25 protein-coding genes are annotated in these 26,127 nt (G+C 71.6%); 9 read left to right on the forward strand and 16 right to left on the reverse strand.

Annotated features, from left to right (window positions below):
- Positions 1 to 6: 6 nt before the first annotated feature.
- From GPA04_RS07260 to GPA04_RS07280, 5 genes are all read right to left on the reverse strand, one after another.
- The gene (locus tag GPA04_RS07260; protein WP_241680652.1) at positions 7 to 840 is read right to left on the reverse strand and encodes a DUF6999 family protein; all 834 of its coding nucleotides are present in this window, start codon (positions 838 to 840) and stop codon (positions 7 to 9) included.
- Positions 841 to 842: 2 nt separating this feature from the next.
- Positions 843 to 1,553 (reverse strand): iron-containing redox enzyme family protein, encoded by a 711-nt coding sequence (locus GPA04_RS07265; RefSeq protein WP_156223399.1) that lies wholly within the window; start codon positions 1,551 to 1,553, stop codon positions 843 to 845.
- Positions 1,550 to 2,698, reverse strand: a complete 1,149-nt coding sequence (locus GPA04_RS07270) for a 3-oxoacyl-[acyl-carrier-protein] synthase III C-terminal domain-containing protein (protein ID WP_156223400.1) — start codon at positions 2,696 to 2,698, stop codon at positions 1,550 to 1,552. The genes GPA04_RS07265 and GPA04_RS07270 overlap by 4 nt, the downstream gene beginning before the upstream one ends.
- Before the next feature lie 136 nt (positions 2,699 to 2,834).
- The gene (locus tag GPA04_RS07275) at positions 2,835 to 4,082 is read right to left on the reverse strand and encodes an MFS transporter (RefSeq protein WP_162458543.1); all 1,248 of its coding nucleotides are present in this window, start codon (positions 4,080 to 4,082) and stop codon (positions 2,835 to 2,837) included.
- A 112-nt stretch (positions 4,083 to 4,194) separates the two neighbouring features.
- A complete protein-coding gene (locus GPA04_RS07280; protein WP_156223402.1) occupies positions 4,195 to 4,923 on the reverse strand; it encodes a VOC family protein in 729 nt (242 codons plus the stop codon).
- A 174-nt stretch (positions 4,924 to 5,097) separates the two neighbouring features.
- On the opposite strand from GPA04_RS07280, the gene GPA04_RS07285 reads away from it, so the two are divergent.
- Together GPA04_RS07285 and GPA04_RS07290 are read left to right on the forward strand one after the other, a co-directional pair.
- The gene (locus GPA04_RS07285) at positions 5,098 to 5,508 is read left to right on the forward strand and encodes a YciI family protein (protein WP_206674157.1); all 411 of its coding nucleotides are present in this window, start codon (positions 5,098 to 5,100) and stop codon (positions 5,506 to 5,508) included.
- A complete protein-coding gene (locus tag GPA04_RS07290) occupies positions 5,460 to 6,797 on the forward strand; it encodes an RNA polymerase sigma factor (protein WP_156223404.1) in 1,338 nt (445 codons plus the stop codon). Before GPA04_RS07285 ends, GPA04_RS07290 begins: the two co-directional genes overlap by 49 nt.
- A gap of 67 nt (positions 6,798 to 6,864) precedes the next feature.
- On the opposite strand, the gene GPA04_RS07295 is transcribed toward GPA04_RS07290, so the two are convergent.
- Together GPA04_RS07295 and GPA04_RS07300 are read right to left on the reverse strand one after the other, a co-directional pair.
- On the reverse strand, positions 6,865 to 7,584 hold the full coding sequence (locus tag GPA04_RS07295) for a phosphotransferase family protein (RefSeq protein ID WP_156223405.1): 720 nt from the start codon (positions 7,582 to 7,584) through the stop codon (positions 6,865 to 6,867).
- A gap of 66 nt (positions 7,585 to 7,650) precedes the next feature.
- On the reverse strand, positions 7,651 to 8,049 hold the full coding sequence (locus GPA04_RS07300; protein ID WP_162458544.1) for a DUF2809 domain-containing protein: 399 nt from the start codon (positions 8,047 to 8,049) through the stop codon (positions 7,651 to 7,653).
- Positions 8,050 to 8,192: 143 nt separating this feature from the next.
- Here GPA04_RS07300 and GPA04_RS07305 point away from each other — a divergent pair, with 143 nt between their 5' ends.
- A complete protein-coding gene (locus GPA04_RS07305) occupies positions 8,193 to 8,951 on the forward strand; it encodes an SDR family NAD(P)-dependent oxidoreductase (protein WP_156223407.1) in 759 nt (252 codons plus the stop codon).
- A 49-nt stretch (positions 8,952 to 9,000) separates the two neighbouring features.
- Here the strand turns inward: GPA04_RS07305 and GPA04_RS07310 are convergent, their stop codons facing one another.
- Positions 9,001 to 9,936, reverse strand: a complete 936-nt coding sequence (locus tag GPA04_RS07310) for a helix-turn-helix domain-containing protein (protein ID WP_162458545.1) — start codon at positions 9,934 to 9,936, stop codon at positions 9,001 to 9,003.
- Between the two features lie 250 nt (positions 9,937 to 10,186).
- Here GPA04_RS07310 and GPA04_RS07315 point away from each other — a divergent pair, with 250 nt between their 5' ends.
- Positions 10,187 to 11,386, forward strand: coding sequence for a cytochrome P450 (locus GPA04_RS07315; RefSeq protein ID WP_156223409.1), 1,200 nt, complete (start codon positions 10,187 to 10,189; stop codon positions 11,384 to 11,386).
- A gap of 73 nt (positions 11,387 to 11,459) precedes the next feature.
- On the opposite strand, the gene GPA04_RS07320 is transcribed toward GPA04_RS07315, so the two are convergent.
- The 3 genes from GPA04_RS07320 to GPA04_RS07330 all read right to left on the reverse strand — a co-directional run bounded on the left by GPA04_RS07320 (position 11,460) and on the right by GPA04_RS07330 (position 14,564).
- Positions 11,460 to 12,809 carry an APC family permease gene (locus tag GPA04_RS07320; RefSeq protein ID WP_156223410.1) on the reverse strand — a complete coding sequence of 450 codons (1,350 nt, stop codon included), beginning with the start codon at positions 12,807 to 12,809 and terminating at the stop codon, positions 11,460 to 11,462.
- A 259-nt stretch (positions 12,810 to 13,068) separates the two neighbouring features.
- Positions 13,069 to 14,067 carry a cation diffusion facilitator family transporter gene (locus tag GPA04_RS07325; protein ID WP_156223411.1) on the reverse strand — a complete coding sequence of 333 codons (999 nt, stop codon included), beginning with the start codon at positions 14,065 to 14,067 and terminating at the stop codon, positions 13,069 to 13,071.
- The gene (locus tag GPA04_RS07330; protein ID WP_241680655.1) at positions 14,064 to 14,564 is read right to left on the reverse strand and encodes a transporter substrate-binding domain-containing protein; all 501 of its coding nucleotides are present in this window, start codon (positions 14,562 to 14,564) and stop codon (positions 14,064 to 14,066) included. The genes GPA04_RS07325 and GPA04_RS07330 overlap by 4 nt, the downstream gene beginning before the upstream one ends.
- A gap of 338 nt (positions 14,565 to 14,902) precedes the next feature.
- Here GPA04_RS07330 and GPA04_RS07335 point away from each other — a divergent pair, with 338 nt between their 5' ends.
- Together GPA04_RS07335 and GPA04_RS07340 are read left to right on the forward strand one after the other, a co-directional pair.
- Entirely contained in the window at positions 14,903 to 15,358 is a 456-nt protein-coding gene (locus GPA04_RS07335; RefSeq protein WP_156223412.1) for a MarR family winged helix-turn-helix transcriptional regulator, read from the forward strand.
- Between the two features lie 75 nt (positions 15,359 to 15,433).
- Positions 15,434 to 18,655 (forward strand): efflux RND transporter permease subunit, encoded by a 3,222-nt coding sequence (locus GPA04_RS07340; RefSeq protein ID WP_156223413.1) that lies wholly within the window; start codon positions 15,434 to 15,436, stop codon positions 18,653 to 18,655.
- 3 nt (positions 18,656 to 18,658) lie between these two features.
- On the opposite strand, the gene GPA04_RS07345 is transcribed toward GPA04_RS07340, so the two are convergent.
- On the reverse strand, positions 18,659 to 19,345 hold the full coding sequence (locus GPA04_RS07345; protein WP_206674146.1) for an EF-Tu/IF-2/RF-3 family GTPase: 687 nt from the start codon (positions 19,343 to 19,345) through the stop codon (positions 18,659 to 18,661).
- A gap of 192 nt (positions 19,346 to 19,537) precedes the next feature.
- On the opposite strand from GPA04_RS07345, the gene GPA04_RS07350 reads away from it, so the two are divergent.
- Together GPA04_RS07350 and GPA04_RS07355 are read left to right on the forward strand one after the other, a co-directional pair.
- Entirely contained in the window at positions 19,538 to 20,776 is a 1,239-nt protein-coding gene (locus tag GPA04_RS07350) for an LLM class flavin-dependent oxidoreductase (protein ID WP_156223414.1), read from the forward strand.
- A 55-nt stretch (positions 20,777 to 20,831) separates the two neighbouring features.
- On the forward strand, positions 20,832 to 21,590 hold the full coding sequence (locus tag GPA04_RS07355; RefSeq protein ID WP_156223415.1) for a YaaA family protein: 759 nt from the start codon (positions 20,832 to 20,834) through the stop codon (positions 21,588 to 21,590).
- A gap of 175 nt (positions 21,591 to 21,765) precedes the next feature.
- On the opposite strand, the gene GPA04_RS07360 is transcribed toward GPA04_RS07355, so the two are convergent.
- The 4 genes from GPA04_RS07360 to GPA04_RS07375 all read right to left on the reverse strand — a co-directional run bounded on the left by GPA04_RS07360 (position 21,766) and on the right by GPA04_RS07375 (position 24,916).
- Positions 21,766 to 23,142: a UTP--glucose-1-phosphate uridylyltransferase gene (locus GPA04_RS07360; RefSeq protein ID WP_156223416.1), complete on the reverse strand. Its 1,377-nt coding sequence runs from the start codon at positions 23,140 to 23,142 to the stop codon at positions 21,766 to 21,768.
- A 49-nt stretch (positions 23,143 to 23,191) separates the two neighbouring features.
- Positions 23,192 to 23,707, reverse strand: a complete 516-nt coding sequence (locus GPA04_RS07365; protein WP_156223417.1) for a PH domain-containing protein — start codon at positions 23,705 to 23,707, stop codon at positions 23,192 to 23,194.
- A gap of 43 nt (positions 23,708 to 23,750) precedes the next feature.
- The gene (locus tag GPA04_RS07370) at positions 23,751 to 24,128 is read right to left on the reverse strand and encodes a hypothetical protein (RefSeq protein WP_156223418.1); all 378 of its coding nucleotides are present in this window, start codon (positions 24,126 to 24,128) and stop codon (positions 23,751 to 23,753) included.
- 86 nt (positions 24,129 to 24,214) lie between these two features.
- On the reverse strand, positions 24,215 to 24,916 hold the full coding sequence (locus GPA04_RS07375; RefSeq protein ID WP_156223419.1) for a type III secretion system chaperone family protein: 702 nt from the start codon (positions 24,914 to 24,916) through the stop codon (positions 24,215 to 24,217).
- Between the two features lie 89 nt (positions 24,917 to 25,005).
- Here GPA04_RS07375 and GPA04_RS07380 point away from each other — a divergent pair, with 89 nt between their 5' ends.
- On the forward strand, positions 25,006 to 26,115 hold the full coding sequence (locus tag GPA04_RS07380; protein WP_156223420.1) for a GNAT family N-acetyltransferase: 1,110 nt from the start codon (positions 25,006 to 25,008) through the stop codon (positions 26,113 to 26,115).
- Positions 26,116 to 26,127 lie beyond the last annotated feature (12 nt).

The raw sequence follows: 26,127 nt of genomic DNA on the forward strand, positions 1-26,127 counted from the left end.
CGCACGTCAGCCGATCCGCTGCTCGCGCGCGAGGGTGACGAGGCGCGCGTGGGCGTACTCGCACACGAGCGCGTGGCGGTAGACCAGCTGCGGGACGTCCACGTTGGTGTCCATCCAGAGGCTGAGGCCGCCCATCTTCCAGTGCTTGAAGGTCTCGTCCTCGCACACCGCGGCCAGGATCTCCAGGAAGGAGTCGTCGAACCGCAGCGAGTGGATCGCGCGGCGGAACTCCTCGAGGCTGAGCGCCACGCAGAACGGGATGTTCATCAGGCAGAGCGCGGTCTGGATGTCGAGGTGCAGGATCCGCCGGCGCTTGCGCTCGGGGTCCAGCGCCGGTACCTCGACGCCGCTGAAGTCGAGCTGGTCCGGCGCGTCCACCCGGACGCCCTCGAGGGCGATCAGCAGGTCGTAGACGTTGACGTCGTGCTCGACGACGGCGTTGTCGCCGAGGCCCTCCAGGGTGGTCGGGCGCAGGGTCACCGGGTCGATCTTCGCCTCGGTGTTGTTGATGATGAAGTTGACGAGGTTGGTCTCGACCACGAAGTGCCGGATCAGCAGCTCGACGGCGTCGGGAGCCACGAACCGGCGCAGGAACCACAGGCAGAGCTTGTCCATCGTGGTCAGCGTCATCCAGCGCCCCGGCGCCACCCGCTTGATCAGGGACAGCACGGCCACCAGCACCCGCGAGAGGAACCGGGCGTAGGGGTAGAGCCATCGGCGCGAGCTCCGCCGCTGGTCGTCGATGATCATCCGGATCAGCGACTTCTCCAACGGGATCGACGGGTCGGCGTAGATCGCCTCCCACATGCTCGGGTCGGACCGCACGAACTCCGGGGCCACGGTTACACCTCGTCCAGCTCGGTGAGCTGCATGACGTACAGCCGGGCGACGACCTTCGCGCACGAGACGATCGCATCGGCCGCGTCGGCGTCGATGCGGTCCGAGGTGAGGAAGGCGTCCATGGTCCCGGTGTGCTCCACGTCAGCCTCGGCGTGGTAGATCATGAAGTGCACCTGGCGCTCAGCAAGCCCGAGCACGTCGGCGAACCGCCTGCCCCACTCGCCGGCCTTCTGCGCGCCGAGGCCCTCGATGACGAACATCGCACCGAGGCAGCCCACCGGGTTGGGCTGGCTGGCCACGTGGAACATGTAGCCGGACAGCGCCTGCGAGCCGACGTTCTTGCGGCCTGCCCTCAGCGTCTCCAGAGAGCCGCCGATCGCCAGGTAGTCGCGCTGCAGCAGCAGGTGGTCGCGGTGCTCCTCGAGCGCGTGGCTGATCGCCGCCGACCGCAGGTCGAAGTGGTCCATGTCGAAGTTCGACGCCGCCCGCGCGATCCACAGCGAGCCGTCCACGACCTGCTGGCGCAGGTTGTGCAGCAGCCGGTGGTAGTCCTCGAGCGTCACGTCGCCGGCTGCGAGCGCCTGCAGGATCGGTACCTGCTCGAGCCGCGCCTCGAAGTCGGTCCAGCACTCGCTCAGCCGGTCCAGGAGCGGCCGGGAGTCGCGCTTCGGGGGGACGTAGCCCTCGATGGGTGCTGCGGTGACGTCGGTCATCGGTCGGTGCTCCTTGCGCTGCGTGGTTCGACGACGGTCAGGTGGGCGAAGCCGAACGAGAACCGCCCGGACTCCGGGACGGCGAGCAGCACGGTCTCACCGGGCTGCAGCCGGCCGGTGCGCCAGGCCTCCTCCAGAGCGATGTAGATGCTGGCGGCTCCGGTGTTGCCGCAGGTCTCGAGGTTGGAGAACCAGCGCGTCGCGTCGAACCCGGGCACGCGTGCGGCGAGCGCGTCGAAGACGACGTCGCGGAACGCGTTGGTCGAGTAGTGGCAGATGACGTGATCCAGCTTCGCCAGGTCGACCAGCCCGAGGTCGACCAGCTCCTCGAACTGGGCGAGGCCGACCTTCGCGAGCTCGCCGAGCACCGAGGTGTCCTGCCGGATCTGCATCAGACCGGCGCGCTCGGCGCTCGCCACGTCGTCGAAGTCCTGCCAGGTTCGTCCGGCCTCGAGGACGTCGCCGTCGAGACCGGCCCGCATGCAGACCTCGTGCTCGTGCGCGAGCGAGATGTGGCGCACCCAGTCCACGCGCAGCGACGGCCGGTCCGGACGAGGCTGGAACTCCACGATCGCCGCCCCGGCGCCGTCGGAGAGCATCCACCTCAGGAAGTGCGCGTCGAGGTGGTCTTCGACGCCGTCGAACCGCCGTTGGTGCAGCCACCGGCTGGCCAGCTCCGACCCCACGACGGCCGCCCGGGCGTGCTCACCGAGCCGCACCTTGCTCACGGCGGCATCGAGTGCGGCGATGCTGGAGGCGCACACCCCGGTCGCGGTCAGCACCTGCATCGGCCCGCCACCCACCCTGCCGTGCACCATGGAGGCGAACCCGGGGACGAGGAGGTCGCCCTGCGTGGTGGCGCAGGCCAGCATCCCGAGCCGGTCCGCGCCCATCCCCCGGTCGGCCAACGCGGCGTGGACCGCCTTGGCGGCGAGCTCCTCGTTGAGCTCGGTCGTGCGGCCGTCGGTGTCCATCGCGTAGTACCGCTGGTGGATGCCGTTGGCGTTCTGGATCCGCCGCCGGATACGTTCGGTGCGCTTGTCCACGCCGCCCAGGCGGCTGGCGACCTCGTCGTTGCCGACAGGCTCCCCAGGCAGGTATCGGCCGATCCCCGTGAGATACGCCGTCGCCGTTCCGCTGCCCATCCGCCTATTCAGCCACACCTTTCGTGATGGCTGCGATGGGCAGGTCGGCCCTGTGGACCGGTGGCCACCGCACGGGCATCCCGAACCCCGCCCCGTGCGGTGGTGGCAGCGCGGGCGGGCGACTCTGAGCCGCGGCTCAGCCGGCCACGGTGAGTCTGCCGGCAAGGGCTCGGCCGGCGACCGTGACGCTCACGCACCCGAGGAGGCCGACGCCGGCCGTGATGACCCAGGGCAGGCTCGGCGAGACGCCGAAGCTGAGCGCGAACAGGCCGGGGCCGATGACGGAGGCGAGCGCGAACGAGTACTGGAACCACGAGAGGTAGCTGGGCCGCGCAGCCTTGGGTGCGGCGGCGCTGGCCAGGCTCATCGAGACCGGTGCATGGATGAGCTCGGCCACCGAGTAGACCAGGACGGCAACGATCAGGGCGGGCAGCACCAGCCACGCAGGAGCCGCTGTCAGGACCGCCGTCAACAGCCCCCAGACCGCCCAGATCACGCCGGCAGCGACCATGACCCGGACTTGACGGAACCGCTGGGTGGCCCGCACGGCGATCCCCTGGCAGGTCGCGCCGAGCACGGTGTTCATGGCCAGCAACGGGCCTACCACCCACGCCGGCACGTCCAGGGCCGTGATGACGTAGAGCGGCAGACCGAGCGCGAGCACCATGCTGCAGAACGCGAACAGCGTGTTGGCACCGATGAGCAGCAGGTAGGCGCCGTCGCGGTGCACCTGGCCGGTGGGTTCGGAGTCGGAGGTCGCGGCTGCATAGGTCGGTTCACGGAGCAGCAGCAGGCCCGAGGTGAGCAGGGCGACAGCGTTGACCGCGATCGCGATGAGGTAGGGCAGCTCCCCGGAGAGGGTGAGCAGCGCACCGGCCGCGAGGGCACCGGCGGCGAATCCGGTGCCTTGAGCCATGCCCGAGAGCGCGAACCAGGAGCCTGTGGAGCCCGCGCCGTGATCGGCGGTGTCGGCGATCACGGTGAACACCGCGGACCAGAAGGCCCGCTGGCCGAAGCCGATCATCGCGCAGCACAGGGCGAGGACCGGCATCGTCCGGCCCACCGGCACCGCCGCCAGCAGCAGCCCAGCCGTTCCGATCGCTTGGACGAGCTGCCCGCCGATGACGACCGGCCGCGCACCGAAGCGCATCGACAGGCGGCCCACCAGCGCCGGAACCACCAGCGACCCGACACCGGTCGCGGTGAGCAGGACGCCTGCGGTGGGGACGCTGAGCCCGGCCACCACGTGGAGGTAGATGAGCATCAGGGGTCCGGCCAGTCCTGCACCGACCGCCGAGACGATCAGAGCAGCGACGAGGGGCAGATGGCCACGGACAGACGGAAGGCCAAGCCTGTCGGCCAGCCTGGACGTCGGGGCACTCACGAACGACTCCAAGGATGGAAAAAGAACAAACCACCCTAAGCGGAGCTCCGTGCCCCTGCGTAGTGATTAACGGCGGCGGCGGCTCGATGGCCCGCGACCCCTGAGCCCACGGTCAGCGTGCCGAGCGGAGCAGACAGAACTCGTTGTTGCCGGGGTCGACCAGCACGGTCCAGGGCAGGTCGCCCCAGTCGTGGTCGAGCCGACGTGCGCCGAGGTCCAGCAGTGCCGCCAGGGCCGCGTCGTCGTCGACCCCGGGCGGCACCCGCAGGTCCAGGTGCATGGGGTTCTTGCCGCGCTTCGGCTCGACCGGCTCGGTGAAGGCCAGCAGCGGGCCGGTACCGGAGGGGTGGCGCAGCGTGTGCTCCTCCCGGTCGTCCGCGACCCAGTCGGAGGCCGCGAGCCAGAACTCGGTGGCCGCCGGGATGTCGTCGGCATCGAGCGGCAGCCCACCGATCGGGCCGGTGTGCTGGTAGGGCTCGCGCTCGGGCATGACGCAGAAGGCGTAGTCCTCGGGATCGACCAGGACCACCCACGGCACGTCGCGCTGGCCGATGTCGACGTGGGCCGCACCCGCATCGAGCGCCCGCTGCACCATCTCGTCGCGACGCGTGCCGGCGAACACGTCGAGGTGGAGGCGGTGCGGCCGCGGCTCGCGATCGGTCACCGGCACGAAGTCGAGGAAGAAGTCGTCCAGTCCCGGGTACCGCAGCCGGGTGCCCTGCTCCGACTCCTCCTGGACCGGCGCCTCCAGCAGACCGGACCAGAAGCGACCGAGCCTCACCGGGTCGCGTGCGTCCACGACCAGGCACTCCAGATGCAGGTTCAGACGATCGCCAGCCATCTGCCGACCCTACGACCGGGCTCCGACAACGCCGGTGCTCGCTACCTCCCCACCCGGCCCCGGTGTCGGCAAGAATCTTCGCGGGAGGTGTCGATCGGAGCCGACGTCGTTCGACCTGTGCGTGAGAGGGTCCCGACCGGGACCCGTTCCAGAGAGGGAACCACCGTGAAGTACATGCTGATCATGCGGTCCGACGAGCAGGCCGAGGCGGCGTTCGCCGATATCGACTTCGAGCAGGTGATGGACGCGATGGGCCGGTTCAACGGCGAGCTCATCGACGCCGGTGTGCTCGTCGCCGCCGAAGGGCTGGACGACGCGGCCGAGGGTGTCGTCGTCGACTACTCGGGCGAGACCCCGGTCGTGACCGCGGGCCCCTACGGGGAGGCCAAGGAGCTGTTCGGCGGCTTCTGGATCCTGGACGTCGCGTCCAAGGAGGAGGCCGTGGAGTGGGCCAAGCGCGTACCGCTCGCCGGCCCGGGCATGAAGACCGAGATCCGCCGGGTCACGAGCATCGACGAGTTCCCGGTCGACAACGAATGGATCCGCAAGGAGCGGGCCTGGCGGGAGGCCACGGGCCAGCTGTGACCTCAGGGGCCAACCCCGCTCGGCAGGCCGTCGAGGCGGTGTGGCGGATCGAGTCGGCGAGGATCGTCGGCGCACTCGCCCGCTACACCGGCGACCTGGCGCTCGCCGAGGACCTGGCGCAGGAGGCGCTGGCCGAGGCGCTGGTCGGCTGGCCGCGCGAGGGCACGCCCCGCGACCCGGCCGCCTGGCTGCTGACCGTCGGGCGGCGTCGAGCGATCGACGCCTTCCGCCGCCGGGCTGCGCTCGAGAACCGGTACGCCGCCCTCGCCCACGAGCTGGGTGAGGGCGGCACCTCGTCGGGCATCGGCACCGGCGACCCGGGTCCGCAGCAGCGAGGCGACGTGTGGGACCCGGACCGGATCGACGACGACGTGCTGGCGCTCATCTTCATCGCCTGCCACCCGGTCCTCAGCCGCGAGGCACAGCTGGCGCTCACGCTCCGGGTCGTCGCGGGTCTGTCGAGCGACGAGATCGCGCGTGCCTTCCTCATCCCCACCGCCACCGCCCAGGCGAGGATCACCCGGGCGAAGAAGACCCTGACGGCGGCCGGGGTGCGATTCGAGCTCCCACCGCGGGAGGAACGGCCGGCACGGCTCGGGGCCGTGCTCACCGTGCTGTACCTCGTCTTCACCGAAGGTGCCTCCGCATCCACGGGTCGGGAGTGGATCCGGGTCGATCTCGCCCGCGAGGCGATGCGGATGACCCGCGTCCTCGCCCGGCTCGCCGAGGACGCGGCCGAGGTGCACGGCCTGCTCGCGCTGATGGAGCTGACCGCCGCGCGGTTCCCGGCACGCCTGGGTCGCGACGGCCTGCCCGTGCTGCTGGAGGACCAGGACCGACGGCGGTGGGACGTCAGCGCGATCCGGCGAGGTCGGGCGGCGCTCGCCACCGCGCAGCGGACCGGACGCGGCCTCGGCCCCTACGGCGTGCAGGCCGCGATCGCCGAGTGTCACGCGGTGGCACCCTCGGTCGACCAGACCGACTGGGACCGCGTGGTCCTGCTCTACGACGTGCTGCGCAGGATCGCGCCCTCCCCCGTGGTGGACCTCAACCGTGCGGTGGCGGTGGCGATGCTGCGCGGTCCGGCGGCGGCGCTGGCCGAGGTTGACGCCCTCGCCGATGACGACCGGCTCGCCTCCTCGCACCAGCTGCCCAGCGTGCGCGGCGAGCTGCTGGCACGGCTCGGCCGCATCGAGGAGGCCCGCACGGCGTTCCGGACCGCACATGAGCGGGCCGCGAACGCCCAGGACCGTGTCATCCTCGAACGCAAGCTCGCCGCCCTGGACTGAGGGACGCGCGCCCGGAGACGAGCGCCCTGGGCGCTCCGGTGGCATCGAGGTCGGTCGGTCGGAGCCCTCACGCCACCGCTCCGCACCCCTCGGGCCAGCGCACCAGATCGGCCGTCAGCCGCTCGAGGTACTCGGGGGGTCCGGCCTCGGAGAACCACAGCCAGAGCTCGGCAGCGTGGATCGCGGACCACGCGTGCACGAGAGCCAGATCGGCGCCGTAGGCGTCGGCGACGGCCCGCAGCGCCCGAGGATCGTCCCGCGTGGCGCCCCACGCCGCGCGGGACACCTCCCGCAGCGGGTCGCCGAGGTGTGCCGCTTCCCAGTCGATCACTGCGGTGATCGTGCCGTCGGTGGCCAGGAGGTTCCCGGCGGTCCAGTCCCCGTGGCAGAACACAGGCGCATGGGTCGGCGGCGGTACGACCAGCGGCAAGGGGGGACCACCGGCCTCGCGATAGCGCCGGATGATGAGCGCGTCATCCGGAGCCGGCGGCAAGCCGGGTGGCGGCGGCACCTCGTGAAGTCGACGTAGCAGCGCCGTCGAGGCGCGCAGTCCGTCGAGACGGGCGTCGGCGCTCATGCCGTCCAGTCGCTCCCCCGGCATCAGGGTCATGAGGATCGTGCCCGGCCGGACCTCGACCAGCCGTGGAACCGGCAGGTCGGTGTGCCGCAGCGCGCGCAGGGCCAGCACCTCGGTGTCGTGGCGCAGCGGGTCGGCCATCCTCTTCTCGACCACGGCGCCCGCCGGGCTCTCGACCAGGCGGACGCTGCCGACGGCTCCCTGCAACATCCAGCCATCCTGCCCGGCCCTCGACCGCACGACCAGCGGACACCGCCGACGGCGTACCCGACCGGGTCAGGCCGCGTCGGCGTGGCTCGCGGGTGCGACCCTCGAGGGCACCGACAGCGCCAGTACCGCGCCGACACCACCCGCGATCAGCAGCAGCACGTCGACCGGGTCGAAGCTGCTGCCGAGCAGCAGCGCGGCCGGCGGGAACCGCTCGCTCAGCGCGGCCGGGACGCCGGTCAGCTGAAGGATCTCGACGGCGCAGGCCAGGCCCGTCCCGATCGCGCCCGGGAGCAGCGCACCCCGGCGTGGGAGCGCGAGCGCCGCCACCGCCACGGCCGCGGCGCCGTACGCGAGGGTGCCCACGCCGTCGGTCCAGGCGAGCTGCCGAAAAGGCTGCACCGCCAGACCGACGAGCACGACGACCACGAGCACGACGGCGGCTCTCGCCCTGGTGGGTGACCTCACCGGCAGAGCCAAGCACCGCCGTCGAGCACCGGCTCGCGGATCCTGCCCGACGCGGCAGATCAGCCCGCGATCTCCACGTCTTCCTCACGAGGTGGCAGGCCGCTCAGGGTGCTCGCTGCGGCACCGACCGTAGGGTGAGCGCCATGACGCGAGCGCTGATCACGGGGGCCAGCACGGGCCTGGGCGCCGAGTACGCCCGGCAGCTGGCAGCACGGGGTGAGGACCTGGTGCTGGTGGCGCGGAACGAGGATGCGCTGCGCGCGCTGGCCGCAGAGCTGGGCCGGCACGGCGTCGGGGTCGAGGTGCTGCCGGCCGACCTGCTCGACCCCGACCAGCTGGCACGGGTCGAGGAGCGGCTCCGCGACCCCGAGGCACCGGTCGACATGCTCGTCAACAACGCCGGCTTCGGGATGAGCCTGGCGTTCCATCGCAACGCCGTCGAGGACGAGGTGGCACACCTCCGGCTGCACAACGAGGTCCCGCTGCGGCTCATGCACGCGGCGCTCACCGGGATGCTTCAGCGCGGCCACGGACGTCTCGTCAACATCGCCTCGGTGGCCGCGTTCATCCCGCGGTCGACGTACTCCGCGTGCAAGCGCTGGCTCGTCGACATCAGCCGCTGGATCACCGGCGAGTACGGACGCCGCGGTGTCACCGCGACCGCGGTCTGCCCCGGGTACACCCACACCGAGTTCCATGCCCGCCTCGGGCTCGCGGCGGGTCAGGAAGGGGTCCCGGGCTGGATGTGGCTCGACGCCGCCGACGTCGTCGCCGAGTCGCTGCGCGACATCGACCGCGGCAAGGCGCTGAGCGTTCCCTCCCGGCGCTACCGGGCGATCGTGGCGCTGCTCAAGGTGGTCCCGGCCGGGCTGGCGGCGAAGGCGGCCACCCGAGGGAGGTGACGACCCGGTGAGCACGGACCGCCCGAGGGCGTCCGGCCCCGCGGCCTGATCAGCGGCGGGCGGCCCCGGCGGGCGGCCGCGATCCTGTGCCGCGCAGCGTGCGGGACTCGGCGCGGAACTGGCGCGGGGACACCCCCATCAGACGACGGAAGGTCCGGCCGAAGTTGGACAGGTCGTTGAACCCGCTGAGCCGGGAGATCTCGACGATCGAGGTCCCGGTGCTCTGCAGCAGGCCGATGGCGTAGCGGATCCGCACCCGCGCGATGTACTCACCTGTGGAGTAGCCGACCACCTTGGTGAACCGCGACGAGAAGTAGGTCCGCTCGAGCTGGGCGCGCTCGGCGAGCGCCGCGAGGGTGTGCGACTCGCGGTAGTGGTGGTCGAGCCACTCCCGGACGGCGATGACCCGCTGGTCCGAGGGTGAGGTCGAGTTCGTCGTCTTGATCAGGCCGCGACCGATGACCGCGTGCGCGCATGTCACCAGGAGCGCGGTCCGCAGCGCGGCCAGCAGGTCGAGGCTTCGCGAGCTCTCGGTCTCCTGCACGAGCAGGTCGAGGAGAAGCTCGAACCTGTCGGAGGTGTGGAGCTCGAGCTGGGCGAAGTCGGTCGTGAGGACGCCCGGCGCCGAGGGCAGCGGGATCAGCGCGGCGAGTGCCTGGTCGTGCGGCGGCCGCAGGATCGGCAGCGGGTGCAGGTCCGGGTCGATGAAGACGTTGACGACCTCGAGCCCGCCCTCGTCGGTGAGGAGGCTGTGGGTCTGCCCGGTCACCGTGACCGCGACCGAGGGCGCGACGATCTCGTGCGTCTCCTCCCCCATCTGGTGCAGGCCGCGGCCCGACAGCACGAACGTCAGCAGCACGACGTCGAGCTGGTGCGGACTGAACGCCTCGCTCACGAACCGTGGATACCGCTCGGCGGCGACGCCAACCTGGCGCAGGGTGGGGAACCGCTCACGCAGCCGCTCGGCCGGTGCTGGCGTCGTCATGCCCGCCGTCCTCGCTCTCCGCCTCGCCGGCACGGGTCCTACACACAGTTTCGACGACGCCCGGCCCAACATCCTCGCGCAACGGCACAACATCATCCGTGAATAGCGAGCATAGAACGCATATCGTGGTGGTGGCATGTGAACGGCGACGACGGAGTGGCGGCATGGGCGATATCGACGGCGGCGCAGGCGCGGCCGCAGAGCGGTGCGCGCTCACCCCTGGGCGCCCGACGCTGGAAGCGGTGGCGCGATGAGCGGGTGCCCGCTCGGGCACGGCTCGAGCACGCTCCCGGCCGACTCGATGCCCACGCGACCCTCCCCGCAGCTCCGCCGGTGGCGGCAGGAGGCCCCGCTCGTTCCGCTGAGCTACCGCGACGGCCACGAGGGCCTGATGGTCACCCGCTACGACGAGGCCAAGGCGGTGCTGGGCGATCCGCGCTTCAGCCAGCAGCCGCAGCGGATGCCGCGCAGCGACGCGGAGATCGAGGAAGGTGTGCCACCGGGACCGCTGGACGAGGCCGGTGTGCTCGCCACCGACAGCACCAACATCCTCGGCCTCGACGGCGCGGCGCACCTCCGCCTGCGCCGTGCGGTCACGCGGCGGTTCTCGGCGCGCGCATCCCGGCTGCGACGGCCCGCCGTCGCCGCGATCGTCGCCGACCAGCTCGAGGTGCTGATCGACGCCGGGCCCGGAGCCGACCTGCTGGCCCTGTACGCCGAACCGATCTCGATCCGGGTCCACGCGCTCGTGCTGGGCGTGGCCGACCACCTGCTCGAGCGCTACGCGCGGGACTACGTGCACGGCGCGCCACGTCAGCAGCAGCACGACCTGCTGCGGGAGGCGATCGACCACCGCAGGGAGACACCGGGTGAGGACGTGATCAGCGACCTGCTCGCCGACGACGACCTCTCGGACGTCGAGGTCGAGGGACTCCTGCACATGCTGAGCATGTCCGGCCGCGACACGATCGCCTACATGATCTCGACCGGCACCGTCGCCCTGCTCGACGAGCCCGGACAGTACCGCCTGCTCGTGGAGGATCCGGAGCGGGTGCCTGCGGCGGTCGAGGAGATCGTGCGGTTCTGCACCATGTTCGTGACGCTCTTCCCGCGCACGGCCACCGAGCCGATCACGATCGGCGACGTCCTCGTCGAGGAGGGGACGACCGTCTCGGTGTCGGCGGTCTCGGCCAACCGTGACGAGCGTCGGTTCGAGGACCCGGACAGGATCGACGTCCTCCGGGACGCGCGCGGGCACCTCGCCTTCGGTGACGGACCGCACGGCTGCGTCGGTCAGCAGCTCGCGCGCGTCGAGCTCGACGAGGCGTTCCGCGCCCTGGTGACGCGGCTGCCCGGACTGCGGCTCGTCTCGACCGAGCAGCACCAGCCCGGCCCGCTGGCGCACCCGGTCGCCACCTACGCCGCGCGGCCGGTGATCGTCAGCTGGTGACACCCACCGGCCCGCTCGACGCCACCGGCCCGCCCAACCAGACGAGCACGCGAGGCGTTCCCAGCGCCGCGGCTCAGGGCGTGGTGGGCTCCGCAGCCTCGCGCCTGGTCCGGACGCGCGCGAGGAGGAACACGATCGTGCCCAGCACCACGTAACCACCGCCGATCGCCCACACGATCGGTTCCTGCTGCGTGAGCAGGGCGATGCTCACCACGAGCGCGACCACCGAGACCACGCGCGGGACCGTGACGTGCGGGTGCTCGACCTTGTCCTTCTTCAGCACGAGCACCGAGATGTTCGCGGAGATGAACACCAGCACGAGCAGCAGCACCGTCGTGGAGGCCAGCACGCTCACGTCGCCGACGAAGCTCATCCCCATGGTCAGCAGCCCGACGGCGAGGATGGCCACCCAGGGTGTGCGGCGCGTGCGCAGCACCCGACCGAAGGACCGCGGCAGCAGCCCGGCCTCAGCGAGGCCGTAGGTGGCCCGGCTGGCCATCACCGTGAACAGCAGCGCCCCGTTGGCGATCGCGACCAGCGCCACGATCGAGAACAGCAACGACGGCACCCCCACCCCGGAGCCCTCGACGACGTTGAGCAACGGCCGCGTCTCCCCGGAGGTCAGCTGCTCGGGGGTGACGACCATCGAGGCGCCCAGCGCGATGAGCAGGTAGACGACGCCGGCCGTGATGATCGCTCCGAACAGGGCCCGGGGATAGGAGCGCGTGGGGTTCGTGACCTCCTCCGCCATGTTGGCGGCGGCCTCGAAGCCGAGGAAGGAGAAGAAGGCGATGATCGTCGCCGCGAACACCCCCTCGAGCGGAGGCACCTCGGCCGCGAACTCCAGGACCCGCCCCGGATCACCGCGTCCCGCGCCGATCGCGATCGCGGCCACGGTGATGACCAGCATCAGACCGGAGACCTCGATCACCGTCATCACGACGTTGGCGCTCAGGGACTCCTTGACGCCGCGCAGGTTGATGAGGATCAGCACGGCGATGAACCCCAGGGTCACGGGCACCGCGGGCAGCCGAACGATCTCGCTGAGGTACTCCCCCGCGAAGGCGTTGGCCAGCGATGCCGCCGTCGTGATGCCCGAGGACAGCATGAGGAACCCGACGATGAAGGTGACGTACGGCAGCTTGAAGGCACGTTCGGCGTAGCGGGCGGCGCCGCCCGCGTGCGGATACTTGGTGATCAGCTCGGCATAGGTGCCGGCCGTCAGCAGCGCCAGCACCAGCGCCAGGATCAGCGGCACCCAGAGCGCCCCGCCCACGTTCTCGCTCAGGTCCCCGACCAGGGTGTAGATCCCGGCACCGAGGGTGTCCCCCACGATGAAGAAGAACAGCAGCAGCGTCCCGACGGTCCGCTTGAGCTTGGTACCGGAGGTGCCGGGAGTGCCCTCAAGCGTCGTCTGCGCCATGACGACCCCCTCGCACGATGTCGGTGAGGACCGCGGGCGGCGGATCGGCTGCGTGGTCGGCTCGGGTCATCTGCTGGCTCCGATCTTCACAACGGGTTGGGGCGACCTACCAGGTGCAGGGACGTCGGCGGCCCCCCCGGGCAGCCGAAGGCCGAGCACCTGACCGACCGAGGGTCGAAACCTCCCCGGCCCGGCGCCCAGTACCCCCGGAGACCAGTAAGCACACCCAGCGCCCGACCCGAGCCGGGCCCGGGGCGCCTCAGTCGGCGTCGTGAGGTCCGGTCGAGCTCCGCTCGGGCGCCGTCAGGGCTTCCGGGATCTCGTCCACGACGGTGACGACGACGTCCTCCAGCTTCCAGTCCAGCGCAGCCACCTCCTCGCGCAGGCCGGTGAGGTCCTCCACGTCGACGGCGTCGACGCCGGGAACAATGAACACCTCGGCGTGGAACACGTGCCCCTCGTCGCGGATGCGTGACCGGTTCTGGTCCACCCAGGCGTGCCGGGCGACCGCGTCGTCCACCTCCTGCACGAGCGGGTGCGGGTCGTTGCCGTCATAGGTCTGGGCGCGCTCGTCCATCAGGGCGCCCGCCGCCACGCGCATGTTGGTCACGCCGTCACGCAGGATGCTCACCGAGATGAACAGTGCAGCGGCGGAGTCGGCCCACCAGATCCCGGCCCCGATGCCGAGCACGCCGACGATGCTTCCGGCCGCCGTCATCCAGTCGGCCTTGTTCATGTCCGCGTCCGCGTAGAGCACCCGGTCGTGCAGCGCTCGCGCGAGCGGCATCTTCGCCCGCCCCAGCAGCACCGGAGGGATGCCGGTGTAGACCATCGCCGCCACCATCAGCCACCCCGACCACACCTCGTGCCCGAGCACCACCACCAGGCCGACCGGTGGGTGCTCCTGCATCAGCAGCCCGGATGCGGAGTCGAACACCAGGAACAGTCCCATCGCCAGCAGGGCGACCGCTGACGCCAGGTGCCCGACCCCGACCGCGCGGTGATAGCCGTAGGGGTGGCGAGCCGACGGGCGGCGCCGCGTCAGGCGCACAGCCGCCAGGAATGCGATGGGCGGGATGAGCGAGAGCAGGTCCTCGGCCCATGCCGCCTGCATGGCCTGCGAGCTGCCCATCACGAGATAGACGACGGTGACGGCGCTCGCCAGGAAGGCCAGGCTGATCCACTCGAGCCGCACGGCCCGGCGCACCATCGCCTCGATCTCCTCCGGCAGCTCGGTCCTGCCGAACCGGCGGGTCATGGCGCGAGATCCTGGGCCAGCAGGAACGACTCGAGCGTGGTCAGCAGGCCGTTCTCACCCATAGCGACCGCCATCACGTGCCGCACCTCCTCGCCCTTGTCGTCGATGCTCGTCGCGTACGGGTAGGTGATGGCCGCGTGGCTCGACCAGGGCGTGGTCGCCTGGAGCCCCGCGATGACGACGTCCAGCTCGCTCTCCTCCAACCGGGTCATCAGGTCGGCCTCGCTGCCGGGCACCCAGGCGACCTCGGCGTCGAGCGATGCCGCGAAGGCGCTGACGAGCTCGACCTCGGTCCCGCTCGGCTCACCGCTCTCACCGGCCTCCGGCGCCCCACCGGGCCACCGTGTGAAGGGAGGGTTCTCCGACACCCCCACCCGCAGCACACCACCGGTGACCCGCTTCAGCGTCCCGTCCGGGTCCTGGGGAAAGCTGCATGCGGCCGCACTCCACATCAGGACCGCAGCCGCCGCACCGGTGATGGCACGCCGCCGCGACACGAGCCGTGGCTGCTCAGAGCATCCGTCCGGCACCACAGGTCCCCTTTCGATCGAGCGGACCGGGAACGATCACCACGGCGAGCATGGCTCCCGGTACCCCTTTCTCGGCACTTCGCCGCGCCGTCGTCGGCCACGACGTCCGCCGACGGAGGTCGGCATCGTCGTCACCGTACGCCGAGCCGACCCGGCATCGCAGGCCGGCGCTGCGAACCACCGCAGTGGCCGGGCAGAACTGGTCGCCCATCGCGCCGAACGAGCCGAAGCAACCGGTTGCCAAGCCGACCGGCGACGACTTCTGCCCGCATCGCCCGCGGCCCGACGCCGTACCCTGACCAGTCATGGCCGAACCCGACCGGGCAGCACTGCTCGCCGCCATCGCCAAGAACCATCAGGCGATCGCGACCAGCATGGTCAAGCACCGGTTGCAGCGGCTGCTCGACACCCACCTCACGGCCGGTCGGCTGCACGCCCTCGTGGTGCTCGACGCGCACGGGCCGCAGCCTGCAGGTGATCTCGCGCGTGCGCTGGGCCTCAGCGCCGCCACCGTCACCGGCCTGGTCGACGGTCTGGTCCGGGACGGGCTCGCCGAGCGTCGCCCCGACCCCGACGACGGTCGCGCACGGGTGGTCCACGCGACCGAGGCGGGCACCGCCGCCTGGCGCGACGCCGTGCTCGGTCCCACCGCGATCGACGAGGACGTCCTCGCCCACCTGAGCGACGCGGAGCTGGCGCTCATCGGTCAGGCCGCTGCGGTGCTGCGCCGCGCGGTGACCGATGTCACCGAATCCGGCTGATCCCACCCGCGTCAGCCACTTTCCTTCGGGTTACCCTCAACATCGCCTGGTCCGCACCTGCTCTGGAGCCCGCCCGTGCACTACCTCGCACGCTTCTCCCTCAGCCGCCGCGCGCTCGTCGCGCTGATCACCGTGGCGATCGCCGCGCTCGGGGCCGTGAGCCTGACCTCGCTCCGACAGGAGCTGATCCCCTCGATCAGCTTTCCTGCCGCCGTCGTCATCGGCAGCTACCCGGGCGCCTCGCCGGAGGTCGTCGAGGATCGCGTGACGACCGTGCTCGAGGAGGCGGTCGCGGGCGTCGACGGCATCGAGGAGATGACCTCGACGGCGGCCAGCAACGTCTCCACCACGACCGTGCTGTTCGAGTACGGCACCGACATGCCGACCGCGCTCGCGGACCTGCGCTCCGCGCTCGACACGGCCTCCCAGCAGCTGCCCGAGGACGTCGACCCGCAGGTGATCGCCGGCTCCATCGACGACCTGCCCGTCCTTCAGCTCGCGGCCGCGGGCGCGTCGGACGGCGACGACCTCGCCGGGGTGGTCGAGGAGATCATCGTCCCGGAGCTCGAGGACATCGCGGGGGTCCGGTCCGTCACGGTGAGCGGTCAGGCGGTCCGGGAGATCGCCGTCGACGTCGACATGGCCGCCATGGCGGCCGCGGGGCTGACGCCGCAGGACGTCCTGGAGGTGCTCGACAACTTCGGCCTGCGGGTACCCGCGGGCACCCTGACCGACGGTGACGAGAGCCTGACGATCGAGACCGGCACCCCGATCACGACCGTCGAGGAGCTCACGGCCATCCCGCTGGGGACGGCACCGGACGGCTCCGTCCTGACGCTGGGCACCATCGCGGCGGTCGTGGACCAGGAGGATGCTGCCACCTCGTTGTCCCGTCTCAACGGCGAGCCGTCGTTGTCGATCGCGATCACCAAGACGCCGGACGGCAACGTCGTCGAGGTCTCCGAGTCCGTGCAGCAGGCGATCGCCGACCTCGGGGAGCGGCTCGAGGCGCAGGGCGTCGACGTCGCCGTCACGTTCGACCAGGCGCCCTTCATCACGGAGTCGATCGAAGGTCTGGCCACCGAGGGCATGCTCGGGCTCGTCTTCGCCGTCGTCGTCATCCTGCTGTTCCTGCTGTCGCTGCGTTCAACGCTGGTCTCGGCGGTCTCGATCCCGCTGTCGTTGCTGACGGCGTTCATCGTCATGGAGGTCGTGGGGTACTCCCTCAACCTGCTGACGCTCGCGGCGCTGACCATCTCGATCGGCCGCGTGGTCGACGACGCGATCGTGGTCATCGAGAACATCAAGAGACACCTCTCGTACGGCGCTGACGGCGCCAGCCGCAGGACCGTGATCCTCACCGCGGTGAAGGAGGTGGCCGGGGCGATCACCTCCGCCACCATCGCCACCGTGGCGGTGTTCGCGCCGATCGGGTTCGTGGGCGGGTTCGTCGGCGAGCTGTTCCGGCCGTTCGCGGTGACGGTCGCGATCGGGATGATGGCGTCGCTGTTCGTCGCGCTCACGATCATCCCCGTGCTCGCGTACTGGTTCCTCAAGACGCCGGAGGGCGCCTCCGACGTCGAGGCCGCGGCACGCGCGCGCGAGGCCGCCGAGGCCAAGGAGCGGCGCGGCATCTGGCAGCGCGGCTACCTGCCGGTGCTGAAGGCCGCCCTGCGCCGACCGGCCGTGACGCTCGTGATCGCCGTCGCCATCCTCGGCGGCACGGTGGCGCTCGTGCCCTCGCTGCAGACGAACTTCCTCGGCAACTCCGGGCAGGACACGCTCACCGTCACGCAGGACTTCGAGCCCGGCACCTCGCTGCAGGCGCAGGACGACGCCGCCCAGCAGGTCGAGGACGCACTGATGGCGATCGACGCCGTCGAGACCGTGCAGACCACGGTCGGCTCCGGAGGCGGCTTCGCCGCATTCTTCGGCGGCAGCAGCACGCAGGCCAGCTTCGCCATCACGCTCGACCACGACGCCGACGGCGTGGCCGTCGAGACCGAGGTTCGGAACGCCGTCGCCGGTCTCGTCGAGGGCCGCGTGACCGGGATCAGCGTCGCCGGTGGGGATGCCGGCCTGGGCGCGACCACGGTCGACCTGGTGGTCACCGCGGACGAGATCGACGCGCTCGCCGAGGCGGGACAGCTGGTTCACGACTCTGTCGTGGGCATGGACGGCATCGCCGAGATCAGCTCCTCGCTGGCCTCGGACCAACCGGTCATCCAGGTCACGGTGGACCGCGACGCGGCCGCTGCCGCGGGGCTGACGGAGACCGCCGTCGCGGTCGCCGTGGCCGGCGCGATGACCGACGCCGAGGTCGGCACGATCGACATCGACGGCGACGAGGTCTCGGTCATCGCGAGCTTCGCCGACTCCCCCACCGACCTCGACGAGCTCGCCGCGCTGCCGCTCACCGGAGAGGGTGGGCCGGTCACGCTCAGCAGCGTGGCCACGGTCGAGGTGGTGCAGACCGCCTCGGCGATCACGCGGACCGACGGTCGACGCACCGTCACCGTGTCGATCACGCCCAACATCGAGGATCTCGGCTCGTTGAGCGCCGAGCTGACCGAGAAGATGGACGCGCTCGAGCTGCCAGCCGGGACCGAGGTCACGGTGGCGGGCGCGGCGGCGGACCAGGCGGACGCGTTCTCCGACCTCGGGCTCGCGCTGGTGCTGGCGATCGCGATCATCTACATCGTGCTGGTCGCGACCTTCAACTCGCTCGCGCAGCCGCTGATCCTGCTGGTCTCGGTGCCGTTCGCCGCCACCGGGGCGCTCGTGGGTCTGCTGATCACCGACACCCCGCTGGGCGTGCCGGCACTGATCGGTGCCTTGATGCTCGTGGGCGTCGTGGTCTCCAACGCCATCGTGCTGATCGACCTCATCAACCAGTACCGGCGGCAGGGGCGACCGCTGGAGGAGGCCGTGGTCGAGGGCGCGCGCAAGCGGCTCCGGCCGATCGTGATGACCGCGGCCGCGACGATCTTCGCGCTGCTCCCGATGGCGCTCGGCGTCACCGGCGGCGGGGCCTTCATCTCGCAGCCGCTGGCGATCGTCGTCATCGGCGGGCTCATCACCTCGACGCTGCTGACGCTGATCGTCGTGCCGGTCATCTACACGGTCGGACAGCGACGCCGACGCTCGAGAGGACGGGACGCCGTCGAGGGCGGCTCCGCCGACGAGGAGCAGTCGATCGAGACCGAGCCGGGCACCGGCGAGGCCGAGGACGCGGGTTCGTCGAACCACCCACGGGGGCGCCGCGCCAGGCACGCGGCCGAACCGGTCACCGAGTGAGGATCAGGCGGACAGCACGTCCCCGCGCTGCACGTCGCTGCGCGAGACGCCCTTGAGCAGCAGGCCGACGTTGTCCCCCACGCTCGCGACATCGGTCGTCTTGCGGAACATCTCGATGCCGGTCACCTCGACCTCGGCGAGCGTCTGCGTGCCGCGCCGGATCACCACGTACTGACCCGCGCGCAGCTGACCCGACCCGACCCGACCGGTCACCACCGTGCCTCGGCCGGTGATCGAGAAGACGTCCTCCACGGTGAGGGCGAACCCGCCGGCCGTGGCTGCCGGGACCGCACCGTAGGGCGCCGCGTCGGCGACCGGCGGCACCTCGCCGTACGCGCTCGGGACGCCGGCGGTCATCGCCTTCTCGCGCCGGCGGCGGCGCTGGTGCGCCAGGATGACCACCGTCATGTGCACGCCGGCGAGCATGGCTGCGCCCAGCACGATCAGCATCGCGTAGGGCTCGTCGTGGGTGATCGGAAAGACGTAGGCCAGCAGCACGGCACCGACCAGCACGACGCCGTTGATCATCCCCGTGCGGACGATCGCCTTGCTGAACCGCGGATCGGTGCCCCGTGAGGCGGCCGGACCGGCGGGCACGTCCGGACGACCCGGCGGGACCTGGCCGGCCCTGATGCCTGGCACCGGCGTCTGGTTCGGGATGTCGGTCTCACCGTCGGGGTAGAAGGTCACGGGAGGACGGTACCTGGATCCCGGCCCGGCTCCGAGGACCTCCCTTGACGCCGGCCACCCGCACGGCGCAGGATCGAGTGCGGTCGGATGCGCCAGGGGGCCGCTGCCCAGATCGACCTCGACGAGAGATGAGCAGATGCCGCAACCGGTCGGCGCGCCCGCGCCCGGTCACGTGCGGGCGGGGGCCGCTCGATGACCACGACGCTCCGGTTCGGTGTGCTCTCGCACGCGCTGCACCGGCCCGACCACGACCCCGCGATCCAGCTCGCCGCCGATGTCAGGCTGGCCGAGCACGCCGACCGGCTCGGTCTGGACGAGCTCTGGTGGACCGAGCGTCGCAGCGGTGGTTGGCAGATCGTCGCCGACCCGATGCTGATGGCGGCGCACGCCGCCGCCTCGACCCGGCGGATCCGGCTCGGCGCGGTCGTCAACCCGGTCCGCCACCATCCGGCGAACCTGGTCGACGGCGCAGCACAGCTCGACCACCTGACGCGCGGCCGGTTCGTGCTCGGGCTGGGCGCCGACGTGATGGTCGAGGACGCCGCCACGGCCGGGCTGTCCGCCACGGATGCCGAGCATGCGATCGAGGAGACGGTGGGCGCCGTCGCGACGCTGCTGCGCGGGAAGGGGCGGGTGTCACTGACGCCACGCCACGCGCCCTGGGTGGTGCGCGACCACACCCCCCACCTGCTGCCGCGGGGGCGGCTCGACACCCGCGCCGTCTCCTTCGGCGGGTCCGCGGCTCCCGAGCTGGCCGGCACCCTCGGGCTCGGGCTGGTCAGCACCGCGGCGGCCCAGGCGGTGGGGCTGCAGCGCGAGAACCGAATGGCTCAGACCTGGCTGCGCGCCGAGGCGGCGGCGCACCAGGCGGGCCGCGTCCTGTCGCGTGACCGGTGGTCGGTGACCACGCCGATCCACCTCGCCGACACCGAGATCGAGGCCCGGCGCCAGGTCCGCCACGGCATCGCGCGGTGGGCGGAGTACGCGCGGGCGTCGATGCCGGTCGAGGTGCCGGCAGGGACCGACGCCGACACCCTGATCGACAGCCTCCACGCCGCCGGCCGCGGCGTCGTCGGTACGCCCGCGATGGCGATCGAGCACCTCGAGCGGGTGCTCGACCTGAGTGCCGGTGTCGGGACCGTGCTGCTGGAGGTCGCCGACTGGGCGAGCCCGGCCGAGACCCACGCGAGCCTCGAGCGGTTCGCCCGCGAGGTGGTCCCGCACGTGACCGGCATCAGCAGGTCGCGGCTCGCGGCCAGCGCCGGCGGCGTGGGCGGCGTCGGGACGAGCGGCCGGGTCGGCCGCCGTGCGGCGACACCCCTCCCGGTGCACGGACCGGCTCCGACGCCGGTGCGAGGCGTGAGCCGGATCCATCTGGACGAGGGAGCCCGCAGCCGCGGGCGCCACGCCGTCGACCCCTCGCCGGACTAGGACGAGCCGCCTCCCGGAGGTCTCCGAGCACCGCGACCGACCGTACGCTGGCGGGGTGCTGATCCTGCTGCCCCCGTCCGAGGGCAAGGCCCAACGCGGGAGGGGCCGGCCGATCGACCTGGCGCGGCTGTCGTTCCCCGAGCTCGCCGCCGCCCGCGACCACGTGCTCGACGCGCTCGCGACCACGAGCGCGCGCCCGGACGCCCTCGTGCGGCTGACGGCGCCTCCCGGGGCCGCCCAGGAGGTCGAGCGCAACGCCCGGATCCGGGAGATCGGCACGCTACCGGCCGAGCGCTTGTACACCGGCGTCCTCTACGACGCGCTCGACCTGGAGTCGATGGAGGTCGCTGCGCGGCGGCGCGCACGGCGATGGGTGGTCGTGACGTCCGCGCTCTTCGGTGCGGTGCGGCTCGCCGACCCGTTGCCGCCCTACCGGCTCCCGGTGTGCGCGAGCCTCGACGGCCTCGACAGCCCTGCGGGTCTCGAGGCGTACTGGCGCCGGCACCTGCCGGACACGCTCACCGAGGCCGCGGGGCGGGGCGTCGTCGTGGACTGCCGGTCCAGCAGCTACGTGCCGCTGTGGCGCCCGACGGCGGAGCTCGCCGACCGGTGGGTCCAGATCCGCGTCCCCGGCGCGAGCCACTCGGCCAAGCACACCCGCGGGCTCGTGACCAGGCACCTGTGCGTGGCAGGTTCCCTCGCCAAGGACGTGCCCGCCGTGGCCCAGGAGATCGGGGCGGCGTTCGACGTCGCGCTCCACGAGCCCGCCCGGCCGGGCAAGCCGTGGGTGCTCGACGTGCACCCGAGCCCGTGACCCGGCGGGCTACCGCGCTGCTCCACCCCGTGCGGCCGACCTCGTGACCCGCCTGGGAGCGGGCAGAAGTCGTCGCTGATCGCGATGGCAACCGGTTGCGATCGCCGTCACGGCGCCACGCGCGACGAGTTCCTCCCGCCGGGCCTGGGCCCGGGGCGCGCGATGACCGGTGGGCTCAGCCGATGACGCTGCCGGCGGCGACGTCCTCGGCCGCGCCCGTGTCGGTGAGCGTAGCTGCGCCCTCCACCCGCACGTCGGGCCCGAAGGTCCAGTCACCCGTCACCGTCAGCGAGGTGGCCTCGCGCAGGCTCGGGGCCCCCTGCGCGAACCGCGTCTCGAAGTCGTCAATCTTCTTGAAGTACCGGCTGTCGAGGTCGATCGCGGGGATCGCGGCGGCCTGCGTGAGGCGGCCGTCGTCGCCCAGGTCGTAGACGTCCGAGCGCAGCAGCAGCAGCTCGTTCGTGGTCTTGACCGGGAGGAACCGTTCGCGCCCGACGGCGATCGCCGTCGCGCCCTCGAACACCTCGACGGCGGTGCCCATCGCCGACTCGACCTGGATCACCTCGGGGGAGCTGGAGTCGGCGGGGTCGACCGTCTTGACGTTCTTGATCAGCGGCAGCCCGAGCACGCCGTCGCGCTCGGTCAGCACCTGGTGCAGGACGCGCAGGTCGAACCACAGGTTGTTGGTGTGGAAGTACGGGTGGACGTGCTCATCGGTGAAGAAGTGCATGTCCTCGTCGGGCGTCATCGCCGTATCCCGCAGGATCAGCTGGCCATCGGACTTCCGGATCGCGAGGTGCCCGCCCTTGCGGTCGTTCACCGTCCGGGTGCACACCTCGGCCGCGTACGGCGCACCGGACGCCGCGAACCAGCCGGCGATCTGCGCGCTCGGGCTGGCACCGAGGTTGTCGGCGTTGGAGACCGAGGCGTAGGTGAACCCCTGGTCGAGCAACGCCTCCAGCACTCCGGAGCCGAGCAGCGAGGGGTACAGGTCCCCGTGCCCCGGGGGGCACCACTCGAGCGCGGGGTCGGCCGGCCAGTCCACCGGGGTCAGGTCCGCGGCGAGCAGCTTGGGTTCCTTGCTCTGGAGGAAGTCGAGCGGGAGGCCGTCGACCGGGAGGTCGGGGTGTGCCGACAACGCCGCCAGCGTGTCGTCCTGGGTCCGGAACGAGTTCATGAACAGCAGCGGCAGCCGCGCACCGGTCGCGGCCCGGGTGCTGCGGACCTGCTGCACGATCAGGTCGAGGAAGGACTGGCCGTCACGGACCGGCAGCAGCGACTTCGCCTTGTCCATACCCATCGAGGTGCCCAGGCCACCGTTGAGCTTGATGACCACGGTGGCGTCCAGGGCGGCGGCGGCATCGGCGTCGGAGATCTCGACCTCGCTCAGCTGGGGCACCTCCAGCAGCGGGTCGATCGTCGACTCCGGGATCAGGCCGGTCGCGCCCTCCTCCAGCAGTCGGTAGTAGTGGCTGAAGACCTCGATCGCCACCGGGCTGACCCCGGCCTCAGCCATCTTCTCGCGCGACTGCTGCAGACCCGATTCGCTCATGGCGACGATCGTAGGGCGGCGCACCGCCGGCACCCAACGCCGGGGAAGGTCAGTCGTCCTCGTTGGCCTTGGCCGCCGCGCCCGCCTCGTCGCCGAACAGCAGCTCGGTCATGACGACGTGCACCCGCTCGACGTCGGGCACGTCGTAGAGGCTGACCGGGGCCTCGGCCGCGGTGGTGAGCGTCAGCGTGCCGCAGCCGAGGATCCGGTCCAGCAGGCTGCGGTTGTAGGTGACGTTGTTGATGCGGGACAGCGGGAGGTCGTGACCCGACTTGTTGATGATGCCCTTGCGGGTGATCACGCGCCGGTCGGTCAGGGTGTAGGTCGTGGTGCGCCAGCGCAGGAACGGCACCAGCACCAGGATCACGAACAGCACGGCGACGACGACCCCGACGACCCACGTCCCCGCGGGCGTCCACGACGCCGGCATGAAGGCCATCGAGACCCACGTCAGCGCGGCGAGGAACAGCAGCCCCAGGACCGGCAGGATGAGGTCCTTGCCGTGCGTGCGCATGTGGAGGATGACGTCCTCGTCAGCACCCAGGAACTTCTGCGGCAGGCCCATGGCGTCATCGTGGCACAGCGAGGCCCCCAGCAGCGGGAAGACCTCAGCCGGAGCAGGCGCTGTCCAGGAAGTCGTCGAGGGGCTGGGCGCTGCCCTCGGCGTCGATGACCTCGCCGGGCCCCAGCGCGTTGAGGTCGGCGAGCGTGATCTCCGGCCCGGTCACCTCCACGTCCTCGGCGGTGGCCGAGAAGGTGTAGCTGCGGTCGCTGAGCAGGCCGCCGTCGACGTCGAGGACCCAGTTGTCGGGAGGGTCGCCACCCACCCGGTAGAACGTGATGGGCTCCACGGTGCGCCCGATCCACGCCAGGGTGGGGGCGCCGTCGGGCTCCTCGGCGAACTGCGCATAGGTGACCGTGCGTCGCTGGTCGCACATCTGGACCACGGCGACGTAGCCGTCCTCGTCGAGGCCGACGGCGGCCACACCGGCCGGGTCCGCGGAGGCACATCCCGCCAGGACAATGGGCAGGGCCAGCGCGGTCGCGGAGAGCGCTGCGAGCCTCGTACCCCTCACGCCGTGCTCGCCAGCGGGTCGTAACCCACCTCGAGCCACAGGTGGCGGGGGATCAGGTCCTGGATCCCGTACAGGGTGTTGACGTAGACGTCGATCGCCTCGATGCGCTGGCTGCCGCTGACCGCGATGAAGATGTCGTTGCCCTCGACCGTGATGCTCCGGCCGAGCGCGTCGGGCGCCATCAGGCGGTCCATCATCCGCGGGTGGATGAAGTCGTAGGCGAACCGGCCCTCGGGTCCCTGCACGCGCCAGGCGTCGTTGAACGCCTTCGACTCGAACCTGATGTCCTGGCCGCCGAAGAACTTGGCGACGCCGGCGCCCATGCCGTCCGGGCTGAGCTGCAACCACGGGAGCCGCGCCGGGAGGCTGAGGGCGACGACGTGATAGGTGTGCGTGGTCCGGTTCTTCCCGCTCCCGGTCGTGTACTGGTACTGCAGCGAGACCACGTGCCTGCCGTGGAAGCTGCCGGTCAGCACGTTCTGCGCACGCCGGCTGTGACCGCGCCGGAAGGGCGCCGACTGCCACCGGTGAACCAGTCCCGGGACGTTGCGGTGATAGGTCCAGCCGCGGGAGGCGGCCCAGGCCTGCGCAGCCTCGCGCTGCTTCTTGCCCCAGTACCACGCCCACCAGATCCCACCCGCGGCGAGCGCCACGAACAGCAACGGGAAGAGGGCGCCGAACCCTGCGTCGATGTGCATTCCCGTCACCTCCTTCCCGGCGAGGGTAACAACGGGTCGTGTCCCGCAATTGCCGTGACGACGGGGAGGCCTACCCGTCATCCTGAGCCATGAGCTACCGGATCATCGACGTTCCTGTGCCTACCTCCGCCGGCGCCGAGCCCAGCTGGGAGGTCCGCGCCGTCGCCGAGCTGTCCTCAGTCCTCGACGCCGAGGTGTGGGGCAACGACGACTTCGCCGTCACTCCGGAGCAGGTCGCCGCGGGTCTGCTCCATCAGGAGACCCACCTCAAGCTCCGCACGCTCGCGGTGCCGTCCGAGATCGAGCACCCCTCGGCCGAGGACGTCGTCGGTATCGCCGCCACCTGGATCCCGCTGGAGGACAACACCTCGAGCGCCAGTGTCTGGGTCGGTACGCGGGCCGACGCCCGCCGCCGCGGCGCCGGGGAGGCACTCTGGCAGCATGCGCTGGCGCAGGTGCGCGAGCACGGCCGCACGGTGGTGCAGTGCTGGTCCGGGTACGGCGTCGAGCCGGCCGCCGACGACCCGGACGCCCTGACCGCACCGACCGGTGCCGGCCGCGTGCCCGGTGCCGACCTCGGCACCCGGTTCGCGCTGGCGCACGGGTTCCGGCTCGAGCAGGCGGAGCGGCACTCGCTGCTCGACCTGCCCGTCGATCCCGAGACGCTGGCCGCGTTCCGCGCCGACGCCGAGGTCAAGGCGGGTGCCGACTACGAGCTGATCGCCTGGGACGACACGGTCCCCGAGGAGTGGGTCGAGTCCTACTGCGTGCTGCTGCGCAGCATGAGCACGGACGCTCCCTCGGCCGGTCTGACGTGGGAGGAGGAGAGCTGGACGCCGGAGCGCGTGCGCACCCAGGAGGCCAGCCTGGCCGATCAGGGCATGCACACGATCGTGGTCGCCGCCCTGCACCGCCCCTCGGGCGAGCTCGCCGGGTACACCTCGCTCGAGACGGAGGAGGGCAAGCCCGAGCCGGTGTACCAGGACAACACGATCGTCCGGGCGGATCACCGCGGACACCGCCTCGGCATGCTGATGAAGGCGGCGAACCTGCAGCGGCTCGCGGAGACGTACCCGCGCGCGGAGCGGGTGCACACCTGGAACGCCGAGGAGAACGACTACATGCTGAGCATCAACGTCGCGCTGGGGTTCCGCCCCGCCGGCGGCGCCGCCGCGTGGGAGCTCAAGCTCGACGGCTGATCGCCGCCGACG

It is taken from the genome of Pseudactinotalea suaedae, assembly GCF_009733815.1.
GTDB classification, from domain to species: domain Bacteria; phylum Actinomycetota; class Actinomycetes; order Actinomycetales; family Beutenbergiaceae; genus Pseudactinotalea; species Pseudactinotalea suaedae.